Genomic DNA, 23,160 nt, shown 5'->3' on the forward strand with positions numbered 1-23,160 from the left:
ATTTGCACTCAGGCGAAAACTTTCATCCCTAGCGCGCGTCGCCCGAGTGTGCCAATCCGCCCGCACGAGATCGCGATGCCACGCCACGTCACAGAGAGCATCTACCGCACCGAAGCCGACTTCGCTACAACCAACAAGGCAGCAAAGACCCTTGCCACCTTCATTCGATTAGGGCGGTGTTGAATTCGACGTGTCAGAAGGCAGCAAATAGTTCGATATCTAAGTTATCTATATCTTTACTCATCGCTGTCCAGTAATTGAGCTGGAGATTTTCCACTCAGCGCTCCTCGAACAGTAGCAGCTCCGGCAGTTCAACTGACATCGGTAAGTAGTACAAATCCGTTGCGCTGCAAGTACTTATTCGACATCACTACAACAGGCCGCACGGGCGGTTCGGGCACGACTCCCACCACAAGACGACCGACGACGCACTTGCGACCAACCCGGCCGAACCGAAACTTCACCCACTTAGTGACGTACATCATCATGTTGTGTCATAGTAGAAACCTGACTTAGTGACCTAAGTCTCTCGGGAGATGTCAACGCGGAGGTCAGAGGCCGTCGCGGCGACTAGCTAACTGACCCTGAGGTCATCCTCAACTGATCCGACAGCAGCAGCCACTCTTCCCTTTCTAGCGAAAGACCCAAGTGATGACCCAAGATCTCCAGTTCCTGCTCCTCGGGCTGGGTAACGGCGCTGTCTACGCAGCGCTCGCCCTGGCATTGGTCATGACCTACCGAAGCTCGGGCGTAGTGAACTTCGCGACCGGCGCTATCGCGCTTTACGTCGCCTATACGTACGCCTACCTACGCAGCGGCGAACTCCTGATCCCGATACCTGGCCTGCCCAAAACCCTGGATCTGGGTGGCCCGATAGGACTGATCCCAGCGATGGGCATAGCAATGGCCATCGCCGCAGCCCTAGGCGTGCTGATGTACTTCGCAGTATTCAGGCTGCTCAGGACCGCGCCGGCCACCGCCAAGGCCGTAGCCTCGATCGCTCTGATGCTTGCCGTTCAGGCTCTCTTGGCGGCGAGGGTCGGCACAACTCCGGTCTCGGTGAAAGCCATCCTGCCTACAAATGTCATGAAATTCGGCGGCATTCGTATACCGGCAGACCGAATCTGGTTCGCCGCCATCATCATCGTTCTGACCATCCTGCTCGTGCTCGCTTTCCGATTGACCCGATTCGGACTGGCAACCCGAGCGGCTGCCGAATCGGAGAAAGGCGCGATCGTCACCGGGCTCTCCCCCGAACGAATCGCCTACGCCAACTGGGCATTGAGCACCATGATCGCCGGGCTCAGCGGCATCCTCATCGCCCCGATCGTGCCGCTCATCCCGATCTCTTACACAATGTTCATCGTCCCGGCCCTCGCCGCGGCGTTAGTCGGAAACTTCAATTCCATCGGACCAGCCGTGGCTGCCGGACTCGGAATCGGTGTGCTCCAGTCGGAGATGACCCACCTGCAGGCAACGGTGAGCTGGCTACCACAAGCGGGAATGGCCGAGTTGATTCCGCTGATCCTGATCCTCATTTTTCTCGTCTTCCGCGGACGACCGCTCCCCACACGTGGTGCGATCATCCAGAACACCCTTGGCGCCGCGCCACGGCCCAAGAACTTGGTGATCCCCACAGTCACCTTCACCGTGATCGCGCTAGGATTTCTCGTCTTCACTCACGGCAGCTACCGCGGTGCGGTGATCTTGACGTTCACCCTCGCGGTCATCGCCATCTCACAGGTGGTGGTCACCGGATTCGCAGGACAAATATCGTTGGCGCAGTTAGCGCTTGCCGGAGTGGCCGCATTCATGCTCAGCCGCTTCACCACGGAGTGGGGAATCCCCTTCCCCATTGCCCCCGTCCTCGCAGCACTGGTGGCGATGGTGATCGGGGTAGTCGTCGGCCTGCCGGCACTACGCATCCGAGGACTACCCGTCGCGGTGGTGACGTTGAGCCTCGCAGTGTTTCTCGAGATGTTCTGGTTCCGCAACAACAAGTTGAACGGTGGAGTCAACGGAGCACGCGTCGACGACCCGTCGCTGTTCGGCATCGATCTCGGGATCGGATCCGGCGACTCCTATCCAAAAATCTCCTTCGGCATTCTCTGCCTCGCAGTACTGGTGATCATCGCCGTCGGTACGGCAAAACTACGAACCAGTCGACTCGGTGCATCAATGCTCGCGGTACGTGCAAACGAGCGATCTGCTGCCGCCTCCGGCATCAACGTTTCCCGCACGAAACTGATTGCCTTCGCGATCGGCGCGTTCATCGCCGGTCTCGGCGGGTCCTTGATGGCGTACCAACAAACCATGGCCGTTCCTGAATCCTTCTCTGCCATGGGCGGAATCGCGATGTTCGCAGTCGCCTACCTGGCAGGTGTCACCTGCGTCTCCGGCGGAATACTCGCCGGAGTCATGGGAGCCGGCGGAATAATGTTCATCTTCCTCGACCGCGTCGCCAACGTCGGTAGCTACTACGCAGTGATCACCGGGGTTCTCCTGGTTATCACCGTCATCATGAATCCAGAAGGAATCATCTCCGAAGTGCACAAGACGGTCGACTACCTGCGCCGCAAGATCACCCCCGCAACTACCGACCCAGAATCCGAGCACATCGAGTTCGAGTTGGACAGCACAACCCCGTACCTCGGCACTGCCCGTCCGATCGGTGACGTCGTCCTCTCCAGCCACGAAATCGGTGTCCGATATGGCGGCATCACCGCACTCGACGACGTCTCATTCGATGTCCGTGACGGCGAGATCATCGGCCTGATCGGCCCCAACGGAGCCGGCAAGACCACCTTTATCGATGCGATCAGCGGCTTCGCCGACGCCACCGGCAGTGTCACAATCGGCGACCTGAATCTCAACGGCAAGAGGGCTTTTCAACGCAGTCGCTCCGGACTCGGGCGCACCTTCCAAGGCATCGAGTTGTACGACGATCTCTCGGTCCGCGAAAACGTCTCCGTCGGCACAACTGCGTCACACCATCGAGGACCGGACAATCCGCCACTCGATTCCGCTGGCCTCGACGAACTATTCGAACTACTACACCTGAGCTCGGTCGCGGACCGACCGGTCAAGGAACTCTCTCAAGGACAACGCCAGTTGGTCTCGGTTGCCCGCGCTCTCGCCGGCCGGCCGCGCGTCGTACTGCTGGACGAACCTGCTGCCGGACTGGGCAGCACCGAAAGCATGTGGCTGGGGAATCGACTACGGGCCGTACGTGATTCAGGCCTGACGGTCGTCATAGTCGATCACGATATGGAGCTGGTCTTGGAAGTCTGCGACCGGATTGTCGTTCTCGATCTGGGTAAAGTCATCGCAATCGGCACTCCGGAAGAAATACGCAAGGACCCCGCAGTTACCCGGGCCTACCTCGGCGCGACGCACACCGGACAGGAGCTGAACGCATGACCGCGGTCTTGAAGTGCACCGATATGGATGCCGGCTATTCGCAGGGCCGACCCTGCGTTCGCGATTTCGATCTAGAATTACGTGAAGGCGAAATCCTCGCGCTCCTCGGACCGAACGGCGCAGGCAAGACAACTATGCTGCTCACGCTGGCAGGTTTGTTGCCCAGTCTCGGTGGCACGGTGGAGATCACCGGCCATCACGTCAAGTCCGGGCACGCACGCAGCGCATCCGACGCCGGGCTGGTGTTCGTCCCCGACGACCGCGCACTGTTCACCACCCTGACCGTGGAAGAGAACCTTCGACTGGCAGTGAAATCACGACGCGACTGGGCCGCATCGCGAGAGAAGATTCTCGGCTACTTTCCAGAGCTGGACAAGCGACTGAAAGTGCACGCCGGCGCACTCTCTGGTGGCGAACAGCAAATGCTTGCCATCGGGCGCGCGCTGATTCAACACCCGAAAGTTCTTCTCATCGACGAGCTGAGCATGGGTTTGGCACCTGTTATCGTCGAACGGCTTCTCCCGGTATTGCGGACAGTCGCCGATGCCACCGGAACTGCCGTCATACTCGTCGAGCAGCACGTGCAGCTCGCACTGACGGTGGCCGACACAGCACTCGTCCTGCGCCACGGTGACAACGTCTTGCAAGGGGATGCCGCCGAACTTGCGGCACACCCTCACCTGATCGAAGACGCATATCTGGGCGCAAACGAACGTCCGCGCACGGAAGCAGTAGAGACCGTGGACGCCGTTGAACAGAGCACGATCATCTGACACAGGGCTGACGAATACGCCGCTACGAGCAGGCATATCGAAACCCGGTGCGCTTCTGCCGTCTCCATCCACTTCACCCGGTCCGCCATGGCTTCAACGGCGGCCGATGTTATCCACCCCAACAGAAGGACCACCGATGAAACCCTCGAACGGCCTGCATGTTTCAAAGATAGTGGCGGCGTCCATTGCCGTCGTTGCGATGACAGCAATGACTGCTTGTAGCAGCGAGAGCGCAGGCGATACCTCCGACTCCTCATCGTCCTCCTCTTCGGCAGATCTACCCGCCGGCGCATTCCCCGGTATCGCCGCCACAGGCACACCTGTAAAGATCGGGTTCATCAATAACGAAAATGGGCAGGCTGTTTCACAGCCCGAAAACCGGGAAGCCGCCGAAGCTGCCGCAAAATATGCAAACGAGCAGCTCGGTGGCATCGGTGGCCGCCCTGTCGAATTGGTCATCTGCAAACAACAAGAAGAACCTGTCTCTGCACGCGATTGCGCAAACCAGATGGTCGAAGCAAAGGTATCCGCGGTGGTACTCCCCAGCAGTGGCCTCGGCCAGATCATCGCACCCATCATCACTTCAGCAGGGATCCCCTACGTCGCCGCACTCGGTGGCAGCGCCGTCGAGACCACTGGCGACGGCGCGTACATGTGGACCGCAGGTTCCAACACTTCCCAGGCCATGGCTCAATACGCCGGAGAGAAAGGGATGAAAAATGTTGTCGCATATACGATTGATCTTCCCGCGGCAACCGGATCTCTCGAACAGATCGGCGTACCCGCATTCGCCGCCAACGGCGCAAATCTGAAGATCATCCCCATCCCCTTCGGAACCCCCGACGCCACTCCACAGGTCAATGCGGGGCTCGACAGTAACCCGGACGGTATCGTCGTCTACGGCGAGTCAACGATCTGCACTTCCATCCTGAAAGCACTGAACACATTGGGCTCGACCACCGAGACCATGGCAGTTCAATCCTGCGCCAACGCGGACGTTGTCGACGCCGTCGGCGCCGCCATGGAGGGCACTAAGATCATCGGATCCGCGGACACAGTCTCCAACTCCCCCGAAAGCGTTCTGTATCGGGAAGTTATGAAAAAGTACTCACCCAACACTCCCGTCGAGGGTTACGCCGTGACCGGCTATCAGGGAATGCTCGGCCTGATTCGTGCCACCAAGTCTGTCACCGGTACCGATACGTCGCCGGCAGCACTAGACGCGGCAATCCGTTCCGCCAAGGACATCCCGCTGCCCGCCGGCGCAGGGCTGACCTTCACGTGCGACGGACAAGCAATCGCCGGATTCAAAGCCGTATGCGGCAACGGTCTTATCGTCTTGACCATGAAAGACGGTGTGCAAACCGACCCGGCTACGGTAATCATCAAGTAACGCCGGAGTCGCCACACCGAATTTCCGGTAGATCGAAGGAAGCTGCTATCTCTGCTCTGTGTGGCAGAGATAGCAGCTGCGTTTACCCATCCGGCGATCAGCGATCAGTGCGGCGAAAATTTACAGGACTGACTATCCGGATCGTGGAGCACCGCGGGCGAGAGTTGCGATCACGTCCACTTAGCAATGGCCGCAACCAATTCCGACGTAGAAGCCGGGCAAAAAACAACCGACGTGTGCGAAGTTGTGAACCCCACACACGTCGGTGTCTTTCTGAACTAGGACGACAACTTTCCAGTCTCGAAGTAGCGGTCCAACACAGGCTTGAGATTCCGGCTGACAATCTCGATGCGTGGACCGGACGGACTGCAGTGATAGGCCCAATACGCAGTGCCGTCCGGCCAGTTGCCTACCGCCTCGACTGCGTAGCCTCGCCGCGTCAGTTCGGCGGACTCCGCACTGACATCGTCCACCCAATAGCCCAGATGGTGAATGCCAGAACCCTCAGTGGGAGTCCACACTGAGCCTGGAACACTCTGAACGATCTCCATTCGCGGTTCGGACAGTGAATACCAGGCTTTGAGCTCGACAGTTGTATCGACGGTCGTATCGCCGCTGGGCACGGTAACCGTAGTCGGGCCTCCCATCATTTCGCCCCATTCGTAGCCGAAGAGTTCCGAGAGCTCGAGCATCTTCGCTTCTGGTTCATCAGTGACGATAGCGATGTGGTACTGATCTGCAGCCTTCATTCGATCACCTGAAATGGGGTGAACATACAATCTCCATTCTCTGCCACAGGTCCACCACTCACGAGAACATCAATGTAGGTGGTTGCCTGGACATACTCGACCTGGTTGGCGCGACATATTTCGGTGACGATGCACTCACGGCGTAGTGCAGCGAAGTTAGGTCTCGTTTGGAGAACGTGGCACCAAGACGACCTAACTGAACCGAATAGTACTGCAATAAAATAGATTTCGATGGAAGTTCGCAACAAGCGCCCATTTGCACCAATACGCGCATCACTCATGCGAACGGGAATCCTGCCCACCACTGCCGGTAGGTCACCGACCGCTTCTCCCCCGAGATCCGCCTCGACAATGGTCAACTCACCCCGGACAGCATCGGGAACGGCGCCCGCGTTTGCGAGGAACATCTACATCCCACTAGCTCACTACATAGTTACATTTCTACAACTCAGAGGAGCTGAGGCCGATCCGTTCGTCGCGATACCAGGGCGGCAATTGATCTCATCATCATCCGTTGTGAACCCGATCAAGCACTTCGGGGTGCTTTACTAGGTATATGAAGTTGCTCCAGACCAAAGGCGAGGTAGACCAGTGACTGACATGACCGAGGCTCCGGCGTTCAACCTGCTCAGCACAACAGGGCGACCGGTCCGTACGCCGAAGACAGCCGAACTCGTTGCCGGCAAGCTCCGTCGCATGATCGTCGAAGGAAAACTGGTCGACGGCGATCACCTGCCCCACGAAGCAGAACTGATGGAACACTTCTCGGTCAGTCGACCGACTCTCCGCGAAGCCGTCCGAGTCCTCGAAGCAGAACGTCTCGTCGAGGTCCGTCGCGGATCACGTACCGGCGCCCGGGTCTGCGTGCCCGGACCGGAGATAGTGGCCCGCCCTGCATCATTACTCCTCGAACTCTCGGGGGCAACGGTTTCCGACGTGCTCGTCGCCCGCGAAGCTATCGAACCCGCCGCAGCCGGCCTTCTTGCGGTGAGCGGGACAGAGGCTGCGTTCGACGAACTCGAGCGATTCGTCGACGAGGATATCCCCGCTGGATATGCGGCCGACGACTTCGGCAGTGCTGCTGCACGTTTCCACCTCCTCATGGTTCAACTATCGGGAAATGCCACCCTTGCCCTGACCGCTGGCATGCTTCACGAGATCGTAGAACGCCACACTGTTTCCGTCGCGCTCGAGCGCAGTCGCAATGACGTCGAGACATATCAGGCAAACTACAAGTTGTTCGTACGGTCACAACGGCGACTGATCAAGCTTCTACGTGCACGTGACGAAGCCGGTGCGATAGCCCATTGGAAGAAACACATGGGTGTCGCACGTTCGATAATGCCGGCGGATCACCTGAGCGCCCAGGTTCGAGACATACTCCACTGAGTCTGTGGGCGCTGGCGCCCTGGAGAATCGCTCCTGCGGATGTCTTGCCAACATCACACTGTGCGAGCGCAGCGAATTCGATTCCGACACCCCATTCGGACCATTCACCGAGACGTGAACCGACACTTGGGTGTTCCTTCCAGATCCTTGTCGATCGTCAGGGGCGGCGAGAGTATCGTCACCCGTGACGATCATGGTCGTTTCGGCCCTCGACGTAAAACTCGCTGCCATCGTCGAACGAATATCACCGATACAGAGCGAATCCCTTGCCGAGGTTTGTTCAGCTGCATACCTAGCGCTCCGGCAACGGGGCCATAACTTTCAATTCACGCGCTGCAATCTCATCGGGATCTTCTACCCGAGAAACGTGTAGCCCCATTCCGGCAGTCCGTCCGTCGAGGTTGGTTACCGTGCTCGGTACCCAGTTGTAGACGTAACGCCACGTCCCATAGCGCAACCGCAACATTGCGACTAGGACTTCGGCCCCGGTGACGTCATCACGCTGCTATTTCCCGCACCAAATCAGCGGCCCCGTCGTCGTTGACCACCAGCGCGTACGACGTGGTGTCGCGACGTTGGTCCGACGCGCCAGATCTCGACCCCGATGCGAGGAGTCGATCTACTAATAGCGGGACCACCAGCAGCACAAAGAGGAATGATGCGTGTCCAAATCTCTTGTGTGCAGAGAATCCAAAGCCGCCTGCGAGCAAAAACGTGGATGGACGAAGTGGGACTTGCGCCACCCCGCAACACGACCTAGAGTTCATGTGGTCGAGATCACTGAGTAAACGAAGTAAAAGATGTAACCGTCGGGAGTCGGTAGGTGCCAGGAATGCATTCAGGTGTCGGCGCTGACGGACTGGATGTGGCCGGGTGGGGCGTCGAAGGTCTCGAGGATCTCCTCGAGGTCAAGACCATCGCCCGCCCGGCCTGATTCGTGCTCGATATTTCAGATAGCCAGGCTTTGAACAACATTCAGATTCACTCGAGAGGAAACTTCGATGGGCAGAGTTGAAGGTAAGGTCGCATTCATCACGGGCGCAGCCCGTGGACAGGGACGCAGTCACGCGGTGCGGCTTGCGGAGGAGGGCGCGGACATCATCGCGGTCGACCTGTGCCGCAACATCGAGACCAACTCCTATCCACTCGGGACACCCGAGGACCTGAAGGAGACCGTCCGTCTGGTCGAGGCGCAGGGCCGTCGTATCGTCGCCGTGGAAGCCGACGTGCGTGAGGCTTCGCAGTTGCGTTCGGCACTCGATCAGGGGATCTCGGAATTCGGCAAGCTCGACATCGTCGTCGCCAACGCCGGTATCGCCCCGATGTTGGGGGGCCCGAACATGCAAGGCTGGCTCGATGTCATCGGCGTCAACCTGATGGGTGCGCAGAATGCGATCCACGAGGCCCTGCCGCACCTGAAGGCGGGTGCGTCGATCATCGCGACCGGATCGACGGCGGCGTTCATGCCCAACGATGTGGTGGAAAATCCGGGAGCGGATCCGGGCGGATCCGGTTACACAGTCGCGAAAATGATGCTCTCGCAGTACATTCACGAAATCGCGCGCGCTCTCGCACCTCAGATGATTCGTGCGAACATCGTCCATCCGACGAACTGCAACACCGGCATGCTGCAGAGCGAGGCGATGTACAAGATTTTCCGTCCGGATCTCGAGAGCCCGACTCTCGACGATGCTGTCGGCCCTTTCCATGTTCAGCAGGCGATGCCGATTCCGTGGGTCGAGCCTGTCGACATCAGCAACGCCGTCCTCTACCTTGCCTCCGATGAAGCACGCTACGTCACCGGCACTCAGATGCGGGTCGATGCGGGCGGTTACCTGAAGATGCATTCCTTCCACCCGTAAACACCCACCGACAGCTCCGAAGGAGATGCACCATGAGAATTCATGTCGACCAGGACATCTGTCAGGGACACACAATCTGCTCGATGGTCGCACCCGACCTCTTCCAACTCAGGGACGAGGACGGGCACGCCTACGCGATCGACGGTGACGTCCCCGCCGAACTCGAGGGCGTCGCGCGCGAGGCCATGCTCTCGTGCCCGGAGCGCGCGATCGTCGAGATCTCCGAGCATGCAATTCAGGAAGCCTGAACCGTAATATCCTCTGGCGCTGCGTAAGAGCGCCTCGATCGCACCCGGAGCAATCATGACAGCAGACGATGTTCGCAATGTCGAAAACCTGAAGAAGTGCCCGATCGACTATCAACGCCACGGGCCGAACTTTCGTATCGAGTTCGCGGAGAAGACACACGAGCTTCATGCGAAGTGTCCGATCGCGTGGACTGATTCATACGAAGACCACTGGGTTGCCAGCGGAATGGACGAGGTTTTCGCACTCGCTCGCCGATCCGACGCGGTAACCAACTTCCGGGACGCCGACGGCAGCAAGAACGGGTACAAGGGCATCTCCATCCCGGCGTATGACTATGGCCCGTACGACACTCCGTCATTCCTCGAGCTGGATCCGCCGGAACAGACCGACTTCCGGAAGACGCTCAACCCCTACTTGTCACCAGCCGCCGTCGTACGGTGGATTCCGGTCATCGACGACCTCGTTCGTGCGTGCATCGACGACAAGATAGAAAGCGGCAGTATCGATTTCGTCCACGACCTCGCGAACGTCGTTCCGGCGGTCGTGACCATGGGCATGTTGGGCCTGCCGCTCACCGACTGGGAAATTCACAACGAACCCGCTCACGCGCTGATGTACACCCCGCCAGGTTCGCCCGACCACGAACGGGTGACGCAGATGGCCATGGACAGCCGTGCCGCCCTGACCGCGGCGGTGCCCGAGGTGCGCGCGAATCCCCGACCAGGCCTGATGGACGCTCTCGTGAAGACAACCGTCGTAGGCAAGCCCCTCACCGACCAGGAGGTCACGGGCACAGCGATGCTGCTGGTGGGCGGCGGGTTCGACACCACAACCGCACTGACCGGTCAGTCCATCCTGTGGTTGTCTCAGCATCCGGCAGAGCGAACTCGTCTCATCGACGAGATCGACACTCTTCTCGACCCGGCGACTGAAGAATTCCTCCGCTATTTCACCCCTGCACAGGGCGACGCGCGGACCTTCAGCCAGGATATCGAGATCAACGGCGTCGAGTTCAAAGAGGGCGAGCGCCTTTGGATCTCATGGGCGATGGCAAACCGATCGCCTAATGTGTTCCCGAACCCGGATGAAGTGGACTTCGACCGCGGTGCGAACCGTCATGCTGCGTTCGGACTCGGTATCCACCGCTGCATCGGCTCGAACGTCGCTCGCGTCCTCTTCAAGCGGATGTTGACCGCGGTGCTCGAACGCATGCCCGACTTCGTCGTCGACTCGGAGAAAGTTGTGCATTACGAGTCCGTAGGGCAGATCAACGGACTGGTGAACATGCCCGCAACGTTCACACCCGGCAAACGGCTCGGTCCCGGCTTCGCCGAGACCATCGATCGAGTGCAGAAGATAGTCATCGAGCAGAGCTTGGCAGAACCTGTGGTGTCACGGAGAGAAGCGGCGAAGGTCGGCGACTGAGAACGTGCGGTGTTGCGGTAGGGAGTCTTGTTCCGAGTATCTCCCTGCCGCATTACACCAATGGACTGGGCTGGGGATGTGAGTAGTGATCCGGCTCGATGTGATGAAAAACTGATCAAGTTACGACAGTTCACGCAACTCCCCCTTGTCCCTCCTAGCTCCAGGCGAGCCGGGAGGGATTAAGGAAGCCTTTTCGTCAAGGATTGGGCACGAGGCCGGCGCCTGCATCGAAGTGAGCTCGAGCAGTCGCTCGCGTGAAGTGAAGTTTCCCGCAGCACTGTCCGCAGAGCGCTGTCCGCTGGCGGGACACACCAATTGTGAACCGAGTCGTCACCAAGGTAGCCCGTCATGTCGGACCGACGTTGCTGTCGCACAGATCTGATCCTCCTAGTCACCGTCGGAGATATAGCTGCGTCAGCCCAGAACCTGGTAGCTCGGGTCTGTGGTGTCCCTTCGCCCCCAGGTTTCAGGTCCCGCTTGATTCGACGTCTCATGCATGAGGTCTGCAACGTAGATCCGATGATCGATTGCCCACAAGTCTTCGCGCAGAGACCATCGATCGACGTATCGGCCGCGGTGAAACACATCGGTGACCGTTCCTCCCGACGGTGCCGACCGCAACCACACGGCGACATACGATTCGCTCTTCGCCGTGCCCGAATTCAGATCGACCGAGATGATGGTGTTGCTCACCATATGGGAATGCGACTCTAACCTGAGGTGGTAAGCCCACACGAAATCGAGAAACCCCGCTGCACTGCCTCGATATCCTGGACCGTAGTCAGCCGTACCGTCTGGGTGCCAGACACTGTCGGCCAGCGGTCGATCCATTCGATCGAGCCCACGGCAGTACGAGTACAGCGATTCGGCGATCTGCTGTCTGGCCGCCAACTCGGCGATGACGTTCGATTCGGTTGAAACCACGGTGAGCACTCTTCCCGCTAGATGTAAAGTGAGAAACTCGTCTTAGCCTACCCAAATCTCTCACCCGGTTCCTTCACGGATTCCGGTGGCCGGTACGACATTCCACCCGACCGCCGAATCACGCGAAAGGCCAAGGCTAGATACAACCTAACGAACGAGCCCTGGCCATCGCTCTGCCTTCACTGTCGTGGAATGCCAACATCCCGACACTCGAAACGCTAAACTTAAAATACAAGGATTAATTTTCAACGAAAGGAATTCCTCGTGATTGCAGCTGATCTACGTGACGAGCTCACGTCGGGCTCCAGCATGAGTGTTGCCATCGCTCGCGAGTTCGACCGAGCTGTGGACAATTACGTCTACGAAGGTTTGGCCGACGGAGCGGTTGTATCCGTACTGTCGTCGCTTGTTTCCGCTGTTGGGATACTGGAAGAGGAAGTCCGGAGTCTTTCGAACATCCTCGCTCAGACCCGAGGCGAGTCAAGGTTCACCACGTCCGGCGAAGCCGCAACTGAGAATTAGGAGCAATCGACAGCGGGTAGGTGGCGTATCGAGCCAATGACGAAGCTCTCGAGGAGACCTTCGCGATCAAAAGCAAGGGGAATGCCCAACTAGGCGGCAAACCAAGCCCAGTCGCGCAAGATCAAACCGTCATATTCGACTTCTCCAGAGACCGCTCTGCGTTGTATCGCAGGATCGCCGACGCAGTGTAATCGTCTACGCCATACCGCTCGGCGACCGCACCGACGAGTCTGGCGGCTCCATCTGCACCACCATCCGCCAAAAGATCCACGAGGACCGCCTGGTCCGCGGCGGCCAAGTCTTCGTCCCTGCTGTGATCCACTATGTGAGCGACGATCAGGGCAGATTGGCCGTTGGCTGGTTCAACAGCCATCACTACCGGCTCTCGCAGTATTCCATCGCGCCGCCGCAGGACTACGTGATTGCAGTGCTTCGCACTGAGCGCGGCGGCGACCTCTGGACGCACATCACGCAGACCACGCCGGGGTTGGTTGACCTGACGTTCCACCGATTCGACGAACGTTTCCCCGAGAATGCTCGCCGCAGCGCTACAGACAGTCACCGTGGACGTGGGTAAGTCGATAACCAGCCTTCCCACCAATGCTGTCGTGCCATCGCCCATTGTCTTCACCCCTACTCGTTCCAGCCGCTAGCCAACAAAGCGCGGATATGACGTACCCCAATGACAAAAACACTATAACTAATTAATACAAGTGAAGGAACTGTCCCGACGGAACCCGATCGAGATCGAGACACGACAATCGCAAGCTCAAGTCTTCTTCGTCGAGGCGATGGGTCCCGCACGAGTACGCAGGGTGTGGACGGGCGTCGGCCAAGACGGCAACCTCTGCGCCAACTCCGGCGCATGAGATAACGATATTGAGACAACCGACGAAGACATTGCGCAGCGTTGGGCTGGAGCGAACACGCAATTCACAGAGCCCCACTCGACGTCAGTCAGATTCAGTGTCGTCGACACTGCACGAGTGATCGCTCTCAGTGGACTGGCGGGCTGCGTGGGCGCGAGTAAGCCGGATGTAACAGTTCTGGACTTTCTGGGCAGCCTTTCCGATCTCCCCCCAAAAAGCGCACCAACCAGGGCAACGACCCGCCACCGTTCTGACGGACCCTGGCGTACTCGAGGCTCAATCCGATGTGGGCGTGTCTTCACCTTGCTCGGCAAGAGGATCGATGGTGTCGACGCCCTCCAACACCGTCAGCTCTTCTTCTGCCTCGGCTAGCAGACCTTTGGCCTCGGCCTCGATCTTCTTCACCCAATCGGACATCCCGAGCCTCGTCTCTTCAATACGGAGTTCTCGATTTCTGGATTCAGGATACGTCGCCGGGCCTCTGCGAGTCAGCCGACTGGCTGCCGAGCTATCTACTCAGACCCGACATCTCCCGCTGGATGGCACAAGCACTTCACCAGCACTACGAGCGACCGTAGCGTGCGGAAAACACAACTGAACTGGAGATCTTCTATGAGTGCGCGCCATCCCGTAGCCCCACTGAATATCCACGATGTAGAGAATTTCGACCACGAAACCGAAGTCCTCGTCGTCGGATACGGCTGCGCGGGTGCAGCGGCAGCGTTGGAGGCCTGCGCTCGTGGCAGTGACGTGATTCTGCTCGAACGGGCAAGCGGTGGAGGCGGGTCGTCCGCACTGTCCGGTGGCGAAATCTATCTCGGCGGCGGCACCGAAACTCAGCGTGCATGCGGATTCTCCGATACTCCCGAAGATATGGCGGCGTACCTCATGGCTGCGCTCGGGCCGGACGCAGACAAAGAGAAAATCGATGCCTACGCCCATGGCAGTTTGGAGCACTACCAGTGGCTGGTCGATCACGGTGTGCCGTTCAAACCGTCGTTGTGGGATTCTCCTACGTGGGTGCCACCTACTGATGACGGTTTGATGTGGCTGGGCGAAAACAGCTGGCCTTACGACGAACTCGCCAAACCAGCTCCGCGTGGTCACCGCGTCACCGCTGACGGCTTCGGCGGCAAGGTATTGATGGCAAAGCTCTCCGAAGAGGTGACTGCACACAATATCGGCGTACACACCGATACATACGCCACACGCCTCATCATGGACGGCATTCGCGTCGTTGGGGTCAGTGCACGTAGTTTCGGCAAGACGGTCACATACCGCGCGCGACGCGGGGTTGTTCTCACCACAGGTGGCTTCGCCGACAATGCCGAGATGGTGGCTCAACACGCACCACAGCTTGTGGGATTGGGCGTGAATAGTGATGGTGGCGACGACGGTCGGGGCATCGTTATCGCCCAGGCAGTCGGAGCTGCCGTCAAACACATGTCTGCCGGCCAGGTGGGAATCACGCTGGTTCCCGCAATGATGGTGCGCGGCATGATCGTCAACAACGTGGGGCAACGCTTCATCAACGAGGATGTATATCCCGGCTTGGTCGGTCAGGCCGCGTTGTACCGACACGGTCTCGATGTATGGGTAATCCTCGATGAGCAGGCGTACGAAGAAGTCCCCGAAGTAGAACGTTGGGGGGTGCAGCCTCACTATGTGGCCGAAACCCTCGAAGAACTCGAGGAAGAAATCGGGATGCCCGCAGGCGCGTTGGTCACCACGATCGGTGAGTACAACAAGCATGCAGCAGATGGAGTCGACCCGTACTTCCACAAATCTGCGCGATGGTTGCGTCCGCTCCAATCTCCTTACGCGGCAATTGATGTTCGACGCGGGATGGCGCCTCCCGAGCTTGGCGCATCGAATGGGGGCGGTGCCGAGGTGTTTACCACCGGCGGTCTGTGGACCACTGTCGACGGCAGGGTCCTCAATCTGGACGGGGAAGCTATCCCTGGACTGTTCGCGGCCGGCCGAGCAACATCAGGCCTGCATTCTTGGGGATACATCAGCGGAACCTCGTTGGGAGACGGCACCTTCTTCGGCCGCAGAGCCGGTATCTCGGCGGCCGGCCGATAGACAACCGCAGCCCCGGAGTTCCGCACTCCGGGGCATTCGAGCAGTGCTACTCCGGCAGGAAGATCGATTTGAGGCTGTAGTACGACGCGAGCCCTTCCGGCCCCAATTCACGGCCTACCCCACTCGCCTTGACCCCGCCGAAGGGCGAACCCCAGTCCAGGCCATAGGTATTCACACCGAAGGAACCTGTTTCCACCTTCCGGGCCACGTCGATCCCTCGATCGCGGTCGGCAGTCCACACCGTGCCGCCGAGGCCGTACTCGGAATCATTCGCCAACGCGATGGCGTCGGCTTCGTCGCTGTAGGGGATCACGGTCAGAACCGGCCCGAACACTTCTTCCTTCGCGATGTTCGCGTCGTTGCCGAGATTGCCGAATACTGTCGGCTCGACGAACCATCCACGATCGAGGTGTGCAGGACGCTTGCCACCTGTCGTGACCGTTGCGCCCTCGGCACTTCCCGCGTCGATCATCGACAGAACTCGCTTGTACTGACGCTCGCTGACCAAGGGGCCGACAAAGGTACCGGCATCAGCGGGGTCACCGATCGGCAGCGACGCCGCCATTGCAGTCACCGCATCGAGGAATTCGGAATACCGATTGGCCGGTGCAAGAATTCGCGTCGACATGTAGCACGTCTGACCACTGTTCAGCAGCGACGCCGTGGCCAGTCCTGCCACGGTAGTTTCGATGTCGGCATCGTCGAGGATCAACGCGGCTGACTTTCCGCCGAGTTCGAGGGTGACGGGACGCAGAAGTTCACCACAGACTCGACCGATGTGCCTACCGGCAGGCGTCGAACCGGTGAACGCAACCTTGTCGACGCCTGGATGGGCCACCAAATACTGACCGACATCGGGGCCGCCTGTCACGATGTTGAGAACGCCGGCAGGCAAGCCGGCTTCGACGGCTGCTTCCGCCAGGAGGTAGGAGTCGAGTGTCGTTTCGGGAGAAGGCTTGAGCACCACCGTGCAACCGGCGGCCAGTGCAGGAGCGATCTTGAACATCGACAGGATCGCCGGGTAATTCCACGGTGCGATCGCAGCCACGACGCCGACCGGTTCCTTGCGAACGATCGTCGTACCGGCACTGGAGAGACTCTGACGCACTTCTTCGACCGACGACGAACGAATCAGATCGGAGTAGTAGCGCAGCAGCTGCACCGGGGCGTCCCCCTCAGCAAACCGGGCGAGAGTGATCGGCATACCGTTCTGCCGGCTGACCAGCGAAGCCCGCTCCTCCGATCGCCGTTCGACGGCATCCGCGAACCTGTCGAGAATCGCGGCGCGATCGGATCCGTCCAGGTTTGCCCACTCCGAGGAGCGCAGTGCTCGGCCTGCGGCAGCGACGGCCGAGTCGACATCTGCCGTCGAGGATTCCGGAAAAATGCCAAACAACTGTTCGGTAGTTGGCGAGAATACCTGAATCGCACCACCAGTTGCCGGCTTTGCCCACTCACCGTCGATGAACAGAGTCGAATGCTCGATTTCCATGTCTGCCTCGGTACTTTCAGCTCGGAAGAATAGCCTGAGCGATCGATCGCAGACGCCACTGCAACGCCGTGAAGCCTCAACCTGCAATCGACAGGTTAGCGATCGTTCGTTTGACTACTATCGGTGAGCCACGAGGCGCTGTCAAGGACGTGGTTTGTTTCGGGTACTCGAGGCAGGAACGGGACAAGGCCTACAAACGCACAGTGGCTCGACGCTGAATCAGCGTCGAGCCACATGTGTCTATGCAGGCGAAAGTCAGTCCACGGTAGGCGCCCACTGCACACCGTTGATGTGCCCACCACCGTCGACGAAGAGGGTATTGCCGGTGACATAACGACTGTCGTCACTTGCCAGGAAGGCTGCAACGGGGCCGATATCGTCGAGGGGATCGCCGATCCGCCCCATCGGATTCTGCGCGGCCATGACGGCCACGTTCTCCGGATTAGCTTCGGCAACACGCTTATACGCCGCGCTCTGCGCACCGGGGCAGATGACGTTGCAGTTCACGTGCTTGGGAGCCCACTCGCGGGCAGCAGTGCGAGTCAGTGTCCGCAGCGCTTCCTTGGCCGCGTTGTACTGCACCGAGTACATGTGAGCATTCACGCCGTTGAGGCTGCACATGTTGATCACGCGGCCGGTGCCGTGACGCTCGAGTTCAGGCAACGCGGCTTGCATGGCCCAGAAAGCGGCCATCACTGCCATGTCGAAACCGCCGCGCAACTGCTCGTCCGTCATCTTCTCCAGCCGAGCGAAACCGAAAGTCCGCCAAGCATTGTTGACCAGGATGTCGAGGCGTCCGAACCGCTCGACGGCCTTGTCGACCATGGCAAGAACCTGAGCTTTGTCGGTGACGTCGGTGCGGATGAATTCTGCTTCCGCGCCCCACTCGTCGCGCAACCACTGGGCGGTTTCGAGGCCGGCCGCCTCGTCGATCTCGGCAACCAGCACCGACGCGCCTTCACGCGCGAAGGCACCTGCCACACCACGTCCGATGCCCATGCCGGCGCCGGTCACAACAGCTACGCGTCCGTCGAGCTTCCCCACTGGGGTTCCTCCTTCGTCAGAACCCCTACCTGGGGCGCGGAATTGTCTTGTCGATGAACAGACCCTCGACCGAAACGCACACTTCACCGTCGGGCGTCCTGATCTCGCCCACCGTGTGAACCTTGCGGCCTTCTTTGGAGATGAACTTGCCGCTGATGGTCAAGGGCACGAACAACGGGGTCGGACGGTGGTAGCGCGTGCTCAATTGTGCTGTCATACCGGCTGTTCCACCCCAAGCGTTGGCGACACCGAGGACGTGATCGAGCAGCATCGCCGACACGCCACCATGCACGTGGCCGGGAGGGCCCTGGTACGGCAATGTCAACGTGACAACGCCCTGCACAGAACCGTCTTCGAGTCCTTCGAGAACCACCGGCGGTGCGATGGCGTTTTCTCGACCGGTCACCGGGTCGTGACGAGTGACGCCTTCACCGTTCCACATGTCGATCAATCGCTCTTCGACCTCGGGCGCATGCTGCTCGAGGTGAGCGACGATGCTGTTGAGTTCCTCGGCAACTCGATCGAGGTTTGCGTTGTCGCGGTCAGTGCGCTGTAACGCGTCGATGAGCCTGCGCGCTGCCTCGGTCGCCCGATCGATGGGTGCATCCTGCGGCGGCGACGTCAGAACCGTTCCGCCCGGATGTGTTGCGGCAGTGGGGTGGGTTCCGACGGTCATCAGTTGATCTCCATTGTGGCGTGCGTGAGAACCGGGGAGTTCTCGCGCTCAGGGCAGGTTGCAGCCAGCGTCAAGGTGTTGCCGTCCTGCCACACCGACGTGGTGATGGATTCGCCCGGGAACAACGAACCGGCAAAGCGCACCGAGTAGTTCTTCACCCGAGAGGGGTCGCCGCCGAGCACACCGTCCACGACGGCCTTGCAGACGATGCCGTACGACGCGAGGCCGTGCAGGATCGGTGCGTCGAAGCCGGCCATCTTCGCGAATGCCGGATCAGCGTGCAGCGGGTTCATGTCTGCACTGAGCCGGTAGAGCAACGCCTGCGACGAGCTGGTTGTGGAGGTGAGCACGGCGTCGGGCGCACGATCGGGAACTCCGGCAACAACTTCGGGACCGGCGCCTCCACCGAATCCACCTTCACCGCGGGCCCAGATTTGCATTCCGGTGGTCCACAACGGATTACCGTCGGAGTCCGCGGCCGCAGTCTCGAGCACGATGACGGCAGCCTTGCCCTTGTCCCACACATCGGCAATGCGAGTGGAGATGCGCGCAGTACCCGTCGACGGGATCGGCGCGTGCAGGGTCAGCGACTGTCCGCCGTGCAGGATCTTGCGCAGATCGATGTCGATGCCGGGCATGTTCATCGCCGCGGGCGGCAGTACGCCTGCCGAAATGCCCTGACCCGCAACCATCGCGAAGGTCGGAAGAACCTTCAGACCCTTTTCGTACACCCAGGTGAGCTCGGCAGGATCCAGAGCATTTACTCCCGCTCCGAGGCCCAGCTGGTAGAGCATGACGTCGCGGTCAGTCCATGACGCTTCGCGCACAGTCGGTTCGGCGGCCAATGCCACCTCGAGATCGATAGCCATCAGTTCTCCAAAGTTCCGGCTCGGTAGACCGTCACGACGCACGCGCCGCCCAGTCCGAGGTTGTGCTGCAATCCGATTCGAGCGCCCTCGACCTGACGGGCGTCTGCGGTACCGCGGAGCTGCCACGTCAGTTCGGCGCACTGCGCCAACCCGGTGGCACCTAGCGGGTGGCCCTTCGAGATCAGGCCGCCAGACGGATTGACGACCCACTGGCCGCCGTACGTCGTGGCACCGGATTCGACGAGCTTGCCGCCTTCACCGGCGCCGCACATTCCGAGACCTTCGTAGGTGATGATCTCGTTGATTGCAAAGCAGTCGTGCAGTTCGATGACATCGACGTCGTCGATGCTGATGCCGGCTTCGGCAAAGACCTGCTCGGCGGCCGCAGCCGTCATCGGAGCGCCGACCACGTCGATCATCGACTTCTCGGCAAACGCTGCCTCGGTGTCGGTAGTCATGGCCTGAGCGACGATCTCGATCGCACGGTCCTCGAGTCCGTGTTCACGGACGAACTTCTCACTCACGACGACGGCAGCACCGGCGCCGTCCGAGGTCGGCGAGCACTGCGAACGTGTCAGCGGCGCATGGATCATCTTGTCCTCGAGCACCTGTTCGAGGGTGTACTCGTCACGGAACTGCGCATACGGGTTGTTGACCGAATGCTTGTGATTCTTGACCGCGACGGCAGCGATCTGTTCGACCGTGGTGCCGTACTTCTGCATGTGCTCGACGGCAGCGTTACCGAACAGCTGAGCTGTCATCGGCGAGCGGGCGAACCCGTAATCCTCGACCATGATCTTCAACTGCGAGTCCAAGGTGGTGACCTTGGGCATCTCACCGTTGCCGGTCAGTGCCGTCTTGGTCATCTTCTCGAACCCGACGGCCAGTGCACAGTCGGCTTGTCCGGCCTGGACCCATTCGCGAGCCATCATCAGCGCCGTCGAACCGGTGGCGCAGTTGTTGTTGACGTTGAAAATCGGGATACCGGACAGACCTGTTTCGTACAGGGCACGCTGGCCCGCTGTCGACGCGTTGAACACGTAACCGACTGCAGCGCGCTGGATCTGGTCGTAGCTGATCCCTGCATCGGTGAGTGCGTTCGTGACAGCTTCGGTCACCATGTCCGGGTATTCCCAGTCACGGGTCTCGATCTTCTCGAACTTGGTCATACCCACGCCGATGACGAATGTGCGATTGCTCATGTGCAGATCACTTTCCCGGTTCGGGGTCACGAGGTAGACCCAGGATTCGCTCACCGATGATGTTGAGCTGAACATTCGTTGTACCACCCGCGATGGACATGCACTGCGAGTTCAGGAACATCTGAGTTGCAGACATCCGATGCTGGTCGCCCAGTAGCGAACTCGGTCCGGCCCACTCCATGGCCACGTCCCACACCTGCTGGATGTGCTCGACACCGATGAGCTTCGCAACGGAGGACTCCGCACCAGGCTGCGCACCGGACAGCGAGCGCAGCGTGGTCCGCAGACCCAGCAAACCGCCGGACTGCGCGTCACACAGCACCTTTCCGAGTACCGTCAGCTGCTCGTCGTCGATACCGCCTGGCAGTCCGTCGACCAGGCTCAGCAGTGCCTCGCCGCCCGATCCCAGGGAGGAGTCGTTCGACAGCGAGACACGCTCGTTGGCCAGCGTGGTTCGAGCGAGCTTCCAGCCGTCGCCCGGCCCGCCGACGAGGCACTCGTCGGGAACGAAGACGTCGTCGAAGAAGACTTCGTTGAACAGTGCTTCACCGGTGATCTCGCGCAGCGGGCGAATGTCGAGGCCGCTGTTCTTGATGTCGATGAGGAAGTAGGACAGGCCCTTGTGCTTGGGGGCGTCGGCGTCGGTGCGGGCGAGGCAGATGCCCCAGTGCGCGTCGCGTGCCATCGACGTCCATACCTTCTGGCCCTGCAACTTCCAGCCACCGTCGACCTTGGTGGCCTTCGTGCTCAGAGCTGCGAGGTCGGAACCTGCGCCCGGCTCGGAGAAGAGCTGGCACCATACGATGTCACCGCGCAGTGACGGTGGCACGAACTTGGCAAGCTGCTCTTGGTTGCCGTGCGCGATGAGCGTCGGGATGACCCAGTTGCCGATGATCATGTCGTGCGGCTTGATCTTCGCCGCGCGCAGTTCCTCGGCGATCACGAGCTGGCTGACGGCGTCGGCGGACTTGCCCCACGGAGCCGTGAAGTGCGGTGCGGTGTAGCCCTTTTCCGCGAGGTACGTCTTCTGCGCGGCGCCTTCGAGTTCGAGAGCCGGAGCGAGTTCAGCGCGAACATCGGCGCGGATCGCCTCGGCCTCCGGCGGCAATTCGATACTGAGCACGCGGCGGGTGCCGGCAATGGTCAGCGCGGCGACGCGGCGGCGCCAAGAAGCGGTGGAGCCCAACAGAATCCGCAGGGACTGCGCGCGGCGCAGGTACAGGTGCGCGTCGTGCTCCCACGTGTAGCCGATTCCGCCGAGCACCTGGATGCAGTCACGGGTGACGGAGAAACCGGCTTCGAGGGCCGTGGCTCCGGCGACTGCTGCTGCGAGAGAAGCCTCTTCGGCACCGACTCCGTTTGCGGGCGTCAGCGCACGCGCTGCGTCCCAAGCACAGACACGGGCCTGCTCGGCAAGAGCAAGCATCCGGGCAGCCTTGTGCTTGACACCCTGAAACTGACCGATCGGGCGCCCGAACTGCTGACGCACCTTCGCATAGTCGGCAGAAGTGGTCACCGCCCAGTCGGCCAGACCCGACGCCTCGGCCGCGAACAGGGTTGCGGCGATGTCGAGTACACGCTGGCTGTCGATGTCGAGGATCTCGGCGGCGGTGAGCACCAGTCCGTCGACGGTGACCTCGGAATTACGACGCACGACGTCGTAGCTGGCCAAGTCGGTGACCTCGAGCCGGTCGCGTCCGAGCAGAACGAAACCGCTGTCCGTGGCGAGTAGGAACTGGTCGCCGACGTGTCCGCCGAGGATGTGGCTCGACGTTCCGCTGAGGGTAGCGGTGTCACCGTCACGGGTGATCTTCAGCGAACCGGGCTGCACGGCAACAGCTCCGAGTGAGCTGCCGTCGACCAGGCCGGCAAGCGGCGCGGTGACTCCGGCGTCGCTGAGGACTGCGCTGACCAGCACGGTCGGCAGGAACGGGCCGGGAACCATGGAGCGTCCCAGTTCCTCGACGACGATCGCGAGTTCGACGAGTCCGTATCCGGCGCCACCGAATTCCTCGGCTACGTGCAGACCCAGAAGGCCCTGCTCGGCAAGCCCGTCCCAGAGTTGCGGGCGGGTCTCGACCTTGGCCTCGACAGCTTCGCGGATGACGGCCGGCGTTGCGTGGCGCGCGGCCCAGCCCCGTACGGAATCGCGGAGGTCGCGATCTTCTTCACTCAATCCAATAGTCATGTCTACCTCGTCAATTCGAAAGTGTGAGT

General features: G+C 60.4%; 19 protein-coding genes. 9 read left to right on the plus strand and 10 right to left on the minus strand.

Features of this window, described 5'->3' with window-relative positions:
- Positions 1-651: 651 nt before the first annotated feature.
- The 3 genes from CJ178_RS16575 (at position 652) to CJ178_RS16585 (ending at position 5,586) form a co-directional block, all read left to right on the plus strand.
- On the plus strand, positions 652-3,420 hold the full coding sequence (locus CJ178_RS16575; RefSeq protein ID WP_095887144.1) for a branched-chain amino acid ABC transporter permease/ATP-binding protein: 2,769 nt from the start codon (positions 652-654) through the stop codon (positions 3,418-3,420).
- Positions 3,417-4,193 carry an ABC transporter ATP-binding protein gene (locus CJ178_RS16580; RefSeq protein ID WP_033237323.1) on the plus strand — a complete coding sequence of 259 codons (777 nt, stop codon included), beginning with the start codon at positions 3,417-3,419 and terminating at the stop codon, positions 4,191-4,193. Before CJ178_RS16575 ends, CJ178_RS16580 begins: the two co-directional genes overlap by 4 nt.
- A gap of 136 nt (positions 4,194-4,329) precedes the next feature.
- Positions 4,330-5,586, plus strand: a complete 1,257-nt coding sequence (locus CJ178_RS16585) for an ABC transporter substrate-binding protein (protein WP_095887145.1) — start codon at positions 4,330-4,332, stop codon at positions 5,584-5,586.
- A gap of 278 nt (positions 5,587-5,864) precedes the next feature.
- Here CJ178_RS16585 and CJ178_RS16590 read toward each other — a convergent pair whose 3' ends face one another.
- A complete protein-coding gene (locus CJ178_RS16590; protein ID WP_095887146.1) occupies positions 5,865-6,335 on the minus strand; it encodes a VOC family protein in 471 nt (156 codons plus the stop codon).
- Positions 6,336-6,935: 600 nt separating this feature from the next.
- Here CJ178_RS16590 and CJ178_RS16600 point away from each other — a divergent pair.
- The 4 genes from CJ178_RS16600 (at position 6,936) to CJ178_RS16620 (ending at position 11,260) form a co-directional block, all read left to right on the plus strand.
- The gene (locus CJ178_RS16600) at positions 6,936-7,724 is read left to right on the plus strand and encodes a FadR/GntR family transcriptional regulator (protein ID WP_051730847.1); all 789 of its coding nucleotides are present in this window, start codon (positions 6,936-6,938) and stop codon (positions 7,722-7,724) included.
- A 1,001-nt stretch (positions 7,725-8,725) separates the two neighbouring features.
- On the plus strand, positions 8,726-9,586 hold the full coding sequence (locus CJ178_RS16610; protein ID WP_033237425.1) for a mycofactocin-coupled SDR family oxidoreductase: 861 nt from the start codon (positions 8,726-8,728) through the stop codon (positions 9,584-9,586).
- A 32-nt stretch (positions 9,587-9,618) separates the two neighbouring features.
- A complete protein-coding gene (locus CJ178_RS16615; protein ID WP_033233201.1) occupies positions 9,619-9,834 on the plus strand; it encodes a ferredoxin in 216 nt (71 codons plus the stop codon).
- Between the two features lie 55 nt (positions 9,835-9,889).
- Positions 9,890-11,260 (plus strand): cytochrome P450, encoded by a 1,371-nt coding sequence (locus CJ178_RS16620; protein WP_033233202.1) that lies wholly within the window; start codon positions 9,890-9,892, stop codon positions 11,258-11,260.
- Positions 11,261-11,674: 414 nt separating this feature from the next.
- Here CJ178_RS16620 and CJ178_RS16625 read toward each other — a convergent pair whose 3' ends face one another.
- Positions 11,675-12,184: a nuclear transport factor 2 family protein gene (locus CJ178_RS16625; protein ID WP_033233802.1), complete on the minus strand. Its 510-nt coding sequence runs from the start codon at positions 12,182-12,184 to the stop codon at positions 11,675-11,677.
- Positions 12,185-12,448: 264 nt separating this feature from the next.
- Here CJ178_RS16625 and CJ178_RS16630 point away from each other — a divergent pair, with 264 nt between their 5' ends.
- Positions 12,449-12,706 (plus strand): hypothetical protein, encoded by a 258-nt coding sequence (locus CJ178_RS16630; protein ID WP_033233203.1) that lies wholly within the window; start codon positions 12,449-12,451, stop codon positions 12,704-12,706.
- A 121-nt stretch (positions 12,707-12,827) separates the two neighbouring features.
- Here CJ178_RS16630 and CJ178_RS16635 read toward each other — a convergent pair whose 3' ends face one another.
- Both CJ178_RS16635 and CJ178_RS32805 read right to left on the minus strand, forming a co-directional pair.
- A complete protein-coding gene (locus CJ178_RS16635) occupies positions 12,828-13,328 on the minus strand; it encodes a hypothetical protein (RefSeq protein ID WP_033233204.1) in 501 nt (166 codons plus the stop codon).
- A 523-nt stretch (positions 13,329-13,851) separates the two neighbouring features.
- Entirely contained in the window at positions 13,852-13,992 is a 141-nt protein-coding gene (locus tag CJ178_RS32805) for a hypothetical protein (RefSeq protein WP_165826230.1), read from the minus strand.
- 195 nt (positions 13,993-14,187) lie between these two features.
- On the opposite strand from CJ178_RS32805, the gene CJ178_RS16645 reads away from it, so the two are divergent.
- A complete protein-coding gene (locus CJ178_RS16645; RefSeq protein ID WP_095887150.1) occupies positions 14,188-15,660 on the plus strand; it encodes an FAD-dependent oxidoreductase in 1,473 nt (490 codons plus the stop codon).
- 46 nt (positions 15,661-15,706) lie between these two features.
- Here CJ178_RS16645 and CJ178_RS16650 read toward each other — a convergent pair whose 3' ends face one another.
- From CJ178_RS16650 to CJ178_RS16675, 6 genes are all read right to left on the minus strand, one after another.
- Positions 15,707-17,152 carry an aldehyde dehydrogenase gene (locus CJ178_RS16650; protein WP_095887151.1) on the minus strand — a complete coding sequence of 482 codons (1,446 nt, stop codon included), beginning with the start codon at positions 17,150-17,152 and terminating at the stop codon, positions 15,707-15,709.
- A 255-nt stretch (positions 17,153-17,407) separates the two neighbouring features.
- Positions 17,408-18,196, minus strand: a complete 789-nt coding sequence (locus tag CJ178_RS16655) for an SDR family NAD(P)-dependent oxidoreductase (protein WP_033233207.1) — start codon at positions 18,194-18,196, stop codon at positions 17,408-17,410.
- Between the two features lie 25 nt (positions 18,197-18,221).
- Positions 18,222-18,872 (minus strand): PaaI family thioesterase, encoded by a 651-nt coding sequence (locus CJ178_RS16660; RefSeq protein WP_033233208.1) that lies wholly within the window; start codon positions 18,870-18,872, stop codon positions 18,222-18,224.
- The gene (locus tag CJ178_RS16665) at positions 18,872-19,741 is read right to left on the minus strand and encodes a MaoC/PaaZ C-terminal domain-containing protein (RefSeq protein WP_095887152.1); all 870 of its coding nucleotides are present in this window, start codon (positions 19,739-19,741) and stop codon (positions 18,872-18,874) included. The genes CJ178_RS16660 and CJ178_RS16665 overlap by 1 nt, the downstream gene beginning before the upstream one ends.
- Positions 19,741-20,943 carry a lipid-transfer protein gene (locus CJ178_RS16670; protein WP_095888010.1) on the minus strand — a complete coding sequence of 401 codons (1,203 nt, stop codon included), beginning with the start codon at positions 20,941-20,943 and terminating at the stop codon, positions 19,741-19,743. Before CJ178_RS16670 ends, CJ178_RS16665 begins: the two co-directional genes overlap by 1 nt.
- A 7-nt stretch (positions 20,944-20,950) precedes the next feature.
- The gene (locus CJ178_RS16675; RefSeq protein WP_095887153.1) at positions 20,951-23,131 is read right to left on the minus strand and encodes an acyl-CoA dehydrogenase; all 2,181 of its coding nucleotides are present in this window, start codon (positions 23,129-23,131) and stop codon (positions 20,951-20,953) included.
- Positions 23,132-23,160: the final 29 nt, after the last annotated feature.

It is taken from the genome of Rhodococcus sp. ACPA4, from assembly GCF_002300185.1.
GTDB lineage: Bacteria > Actinomycetota > Actinomycetes > Mycobacteriales > Mycobacteriaceae > Rhodococcus_F > Rhodococcus_F globerula.